Source organism: Aromatoleum tolulyticum, assembly GCF_900156155.1.
In the GTDB taxonomy this organism is placed as follows: Bacteria; Pseudomonadota; Gammaproteobacteria; order Burkholderiales; family Rhodocyclaceae; genus Aromatoleum; species Aromatoleum tolulyticum.
Genome location: NZ_FTMD01000033.1, coordinates 1 through 2,370, shown reverse-complemented (window position 1 = coordinate 2,370; position 2,370 = coordinate 1). Strand labels below are relative to the sequence as shown.

General features: G+C 64.9%; 2 protein-coding genes. Both read left to right on the top strand.

The features are described 5' to 3' along the window. Window positions 1-944 (top strand): DUF2345 domain-containing protein (locus BW991_RS23420; RefSeq protein WP_244551803.1); only part of this gene is annotated, 944 nt, incomplete at its 5' end. Beyond that, window positions 941-2,370: T6SS effector phospholipase Tle3 domain-containing protein (locus BW991_RS23415; protein ID WP_076604520.1), on the top strand; the 1,430-nt coding region annotated here is incomplete at its 3' end. The genes BW991_RS23420 and BW991_RS23415, both read left to right, overlap by 4 nt.

Sequence of the window (2,370 nt, the reverse complement as noted above, 5' to 3'; positions counted from 1 at the left end):
TCAAACAGGCGTGCACGCTCGCCGACACTCTCTCGCACGCAGCCGACACGCACCAGACCGTGAAACTCGCCGCCGCGATCGGCAGCACCGCGGCCGGCGCGAGCGCCGCCGACCTGGACCACCCACCTCTCAAGGCCTTGAGCAGGATCGCCTCCGGCATGGTCTCCCGCCGCGATCTCGCCGAGGCCACGACCGACGCGGACGCCCGCCACACCGCCGTCGCCGGCGACAAGGTTCCGCACCTTTCCGCCCCCGCGATCCTGCAGGCCGCGCGGGCCGGCATCGGCCTCGTCGCCGGCCAGAGCGTGCAGGTCACGGCGGGCGACACCACCACCCTCATGAGCGGCGCCGACACGAACCTCGCCGTCGCCGGCAGCGCCCGCCTCCACGCCGGTCACGCCATCGGCCTGCTCGCCGGCGCCGTCGAACCCGGCGAAGGCAACACCGGCATCCGCCTCATCGCCGCGAAGGACGACATCGAGTTGCAGGCGCAGAGCGACGAACTGAAGCTCCTCGCCCGCGACGAGATGAAGCTCGTCAGCGCGAGCGCGAACATCGACTTCGCCGCGGCGAAGAAGATCGTCCTCAGCGTCGAAGGCGGCGCCAGCATTACCATCGACGGCGGCATCACCGTCGCCTGTCCGGGGACGATCACGGTGCATGCCTCGAAGAAGAGCTTCGGCGGGCCGACCAGCCTGGTGCACGAGTTCAAACACAACCCGACGCACGACTACGACGAAGGCTTCAGGCTCATCGATGCGCTCACTGGCAAGCCGATCGAGAACTTCTCCTACCGCATCCGTACCGCCGGCGGCGCGCTCGTGCACGGCGGTACCGCCGCCGACGGCAACACGGTCAGGGTGAATGCGTCGGCGCTCGAGGCCATGCATCTCGAACCCGATCTCATTCCTATCCAACGCCCCGTGACACCGAAAGTCCGATGACGACGCCCGCCGCTCCCCTCGCCACCTCCTACGCGACCCCGGTCGACGACAAGACCTGCAAAGACGTGCTACTGCAGCCCGACATGCCGGGAATCATCATCTTCGTGCATGGCGTCAACAGCGAGGGGGAATGGTACGAGGCCGCCGAGCAACACATTCTCGCCGGCCTGAACAAGCGGCTGGGACGGAACGACCTGAAGCCGAGGGAATGGGATCCGCGCGCAGCGAAACCGAAACCCGAAACCAGTGACCGTTCGCCCATCATTCATTTCTTCTGGGGCTACCGTCCAAAGGACGGCGAAGAACGGCGCTGGCGCGTGCCCTTGCGGGACAGCAGCAAGGAGCGCAACTCCGCCTGGGCAAAGGACTACACCCCGGTACCTCCCCTCTACTGGGGCGGAGGGCCGTTCCAGAACGGGTGCAACAATCTGCCTCTGCTCTGGTCCCCCCAGGGCTTCCGACGCGATGTGTGGGCAGCGCTCATCCCGATCGACGTGCAGAAGTTGAACCCGGAAGTCGACCGCCAGCTGCACGACGCGCCGCCACGCACCTACTATGCACACGCGGCGGGGCGGCTGGCCGGACTCGTGCGCAAGATCCGCGGCAGGTTCGCCGCCGACACGATCACGCTGATCGGGCACAGCCAGGGAACGCAGATCGTCTTGGCCGCATTGGCAGTGCTCGAGTCCACGAACCAGCCTGACTGCGTGATGCTCATGAACAGCCCCTACGCCTTCGATGCAAAGATCACGGACACCTTTGCTCAGGGCGATGATGCGCCCACGGCGGACGCCCGGCGCAAGACGTTCGAAAACATCGTCCGGCACTTCGATTCGGGCCATCGCAAGCTGACCCGCGAACTGGCGACGTGCTTGCGCGTGGGCAAAACGGCCGACGGCGCCCCCTGGACCCCATCGGCCCCCAGCGAACGCGACAATACCGGGCGCATGTATATCTACTTCAATCCCCACGACCGCGTTATGGGCTCCACGGCGCTGCAGAGCATCGGCTGGCAGGGGCTTCCGACTCAACTGCTCGAGACATATACCGGCACCCTATATCAACGCATGCTCGCGCGCTCCACGCCGTGCGGAACAGCCCCGGGCGAACAATACCTGTGGCCACGCGAGCCGGACGGCAGCCTCAAGCCCTTCTGGAACCTCATGAAGAAGACCAAGGGCTTGATCCCCATGGATCTGTGGGTGACGCCAGAAGTAAACCAACGCGTGGAGATCAATGCCGAAGCGGTTCCAGACCCGATCACGGCGAAGGAATTGATCGAATTCGACGATCCGTCAGAGAGGGCCAAACCTTGGGTGAACGACAATGATTTCTCATTTTTTCGCGATGTATACGCGCGCGAGGAATGGATCGCGGAAACGTCGTCTTATCAGGAAAATTCCGCTCGTCGATTGGAGACACAGCA